Origin of the sequence: Microcystis sp. LE19-10.1B (assembly GCF_027530565.1) — a bacterium.
In the GTDB taxonomy this organism is placed as follows: Bacteria; Cyanobacteriota; Cyanobacteriia; order Cyanobacteriales; family Microcystaceae; genus Microcystis; species Microcystis aeruginosa.
In genome coordinates this window covers 1-2,756 of sequence record NZ_JAPZQM010000270.1, presented here as the reverse complement: position 1 = coordinate 2,756, position 2,756 = coordinate 1, and the positions used below count along the sequence as shown (strand labels likewise).

The window sequence follows — 2,756 nt, the reverse complement described above, 5'->3', positions numbered from 1 at the left end:
AGCAATTTCGACGATTAACTCTGGCGCACCTTCGACATAACCATCCTCACTAATCGTTGATTGTCCACCATTTTTAATTCTTAATAGTGCATCGGGTTGAGGTTCATTGTCCGCATCAAGACGTACCGTACAATTATCGCCCAATTCTGTTCCGGGTGTATTTGACCAATAGTTACCTAACCAAGTAATAATACGCGCATGAGGGTTGCCATGGTTCGTAATTCTTAGGGGAGAAGCCATAATATAAACAATTCCTTCAATGAGTTCTGCTTTTTTTAGATTTGGCATAGCATTATATCTACGCTCAAATTCACGACGAGTAAGCTTGTCCCCATTTTCTAGGTGTGGGATGGTTAATTGAGGAGAAATTGTTGCAGTTGCTATCATCTTTGTATTTCCTGTCGTCAAAAAATGGGTAATTCTAAAGTAAATCCGGGTAAAACGTCCTCCCCAGATAAGGTGGTTGGTAATGAGATGATTTCTACTTCCTGATTTTGGCGATAGATGGCTACCTGTTGACTAATGGGATCAATTAACCAACCTAGTCTTAAGCCACTATCAAGATATTCCTGCATTTTTGCTTGGAGTTGAGTTAAAGAATCAGTATGCGACCTTAATTCTATCACAAAATCAGGACAAATTGTGGCAAATTTTTCTTGTTCTTCTCGGGGTAAAGCGTCCCAGCGTTCATTAGCAATCCAAGCGACATCAGGGGAACATTTACCACCCTTGGGTAAGGTAAAGATAGTAGAATAACTAAAGACTTTTCCGAGTTTTGTTTGACGATTCCATAACCAAACAAAGCCGTTTAAATCTGATTCTCGATTTCCACTAATAGCAGCAATCGGGGGCATAATAATTAATTCTCCTGCAGCAGTTTGTTCAATTCGCCAATCGTCGTTATTATGGCAAAGTTGATAGAATTGCTCATCGCTTAAATTGACGGATTTTAGGTTTAAGGTAATGGGTTCGACGGTAATCATGGGATTTAATTTTCTTGATTAAATACTTGAGAAACTTTTAAATTAAGTTGACTAAATATAGAGGATTTTACTAAGTCATCATTGCTAAAATTACCAATTTCTGTATAAGTATTTCCTCTTAATTCTAAGACTAAAATGGTTTGAGTTTGAGGATCAACTATCCAGTATTCGGGAATCTCACAATCTTGATATTGGCTTCTTTTAGCGATGTAATCTCTCTCTCTTTGGATTTCTCCAGGGCTAACCACTTCAATGACTAATAAGGGGGGTAACATGGAAAGAAGAATCGTATTTCTCTGGGAGAGTAATTGAATATGTTCTTCTCGAATAATGGTTAAGTCAGGATAACGGTTTTTCGGTTCGCCTCTCACTTCTAATTCTAAACCATGTCCTCTGACTCTATCGGTTCCTAGCATTAAAGCAAAGACTAGAAAAAGACGATTGGCAATTTGAAAGTTAAGTCCTGATTCTGGTGGCATTTCTATCAATTCCCCGTTAAATAATTCATAGTTTTCCTCTGAATTATCCTCATACTGTAGATATTCAGCGAAGGTTTGAAAGCGGGGTTTTGTGGTTAACATTAGAGTTCACTCCATTGTGAATGATTTGTAATAGTAAAGCCGAATATTTTCTATTCTCGTTTTTTCTAATTCTTGTTGGGCTGTACCTACCCACATATTAGGTAAAATATCTTGATGTTGATAAAAGCTGTGAACTTTTTGGGCAGTATAATTAAGTTTAAAACAATTTATTAGATCCTGAGGATTTTTGAGATTGTAGTAAAGCACTGGGTTATGATTGGCTTTTGATAAACCTGTAAAAAATAGACTTGATGATTGGAGAGGTTTTAAGGCTGATTTAGGAAAATGTTGCCACACTTGATTGATGGTTTCTGGTTTGAAAAAATCATCTTCTCTAACTTCGACATAAATTTCGATTTCACTCTTACCATTGAAATAAAAATCAAAACCAATTAGGTTAACAAACCCACTGAGATAATTACTATCAGCAGCACCGTCACTTAAAATAAAAGCGGTTGCTAGTTTTTCGGGATAATCCCCAATTCTGATGTGCATTTTTACACTAGAATCGGCAAGGTCTGTTCTTAAGTCAATACCAGCACTTAGGACTTCTAGCAAGCTAGAAGTCAAAGTTGTCTCCTAAAAATCGCTGTAATAGAGAATAATCTAATTGAACACCCACACGGTTCTCCACTTGCTGAAAACAAGCTGGAGATTGAGTTAGATATTTTTGCCACTCTTGAGCTTTATCTTTAAACAAGAGCATAAACCTTGAGGCAATCAGTTTATCCAATTCTATCTTACAAGAGGCTTCAATACTACAATCGCCTTCAACTTCCATCACGAAATCTTCAAATAGCCGCAGAGGATAAACAGGCTCAACATCGAAAGCTTGTTGATGATTGCGAATAAATTGTAGTCTTTGCTCTTTGAGGGAGTTTTTTTGAATGTCAACAACTATCATAATGGCCAGTTTTTATAGCGGTTCTTGCATCTGTGCGGCACACTTAAACCTTTGCTGATTAAGCTGTTCAGGATCAGGAATGTACCTCTTGTGAATCAGAAACGCTATAGATTGTTAAAAGAATATTTTAGGTAAGGTGAGATTCCGGGCTCTTCGTTACTTGTTATGGTTCGATAGGGGGGCATAAATCGACTAAATCCTTATCTGGCAAGAGACTTAATTGATTAGTTCGCTCTAGATCAAAAATAATTGACAAAAATCGCCAAATGCCTTTCTATATAAGGGTTC

At 37.0% G+C, this 2,756-nt stretch carries 5 protein-coding genes; all 5 read right to left on the bottom strand.

What is annotated here, in order from left to right; all coding sequences use genetic code 11:
• Positions 1–387 (bottom strand): Uma2 family endonuclease (locus O9332_RS09790; protein WP_288025185.1); only part of this gene is annotated, 387 nt, incomplete at its 3' end.
• 17 nt (positions 388–404) lie between these two features.
• A complete protein-coding gene (locus tag O9332_RS09785) occupies positions 405–983 on the bottom strand; it encodes a Uma2 family endonuclease (protein WP_002758017.1) in 579 nt (192 codons plus the stop codon).
• A gap of 5 nt (positions 984–988) precedes the next feature.
• Positions 989–1,564, bottom strand: a complete 576-nt coding sequence (locus O9332_RS09780) for a Uma2 family endonuclease (RefSeq protein WP_002758019.1) — start codon at positions 1,562–1,564, stop codon at positions 989–991.
• Between the two features lie 6 nt (positions 1,565–1,570).
• A complete protein-coding gene (locus O9332_RS28390; RefSeq protein WP_002758021.1) occupies positions 1,571–2,134 on the bottom strand; it encodes a DUF5838 family protein in 564 nt (187 codons plus the stop codon).
• Positions 2,124–2,468 carry a DUF5838 family protein gene (locus tag O9332_RS28385; RefSeq protein WP_002758022.1) on the bottom strand — a complete coding sequence of 115 codons (345 nt, stop codon included), beginning with the start codon at positions 2,466–2,468 and terminating at the stop codon, positions 2,124–2,126. The genes O9332_RS28390 and O9332_RS28385 overlap by 11 nt, the downstream gene beginning before the upstream one ends.
• Between the last annotated feature and the right edge of the window lie 288 nt (positions 2,469–2,756).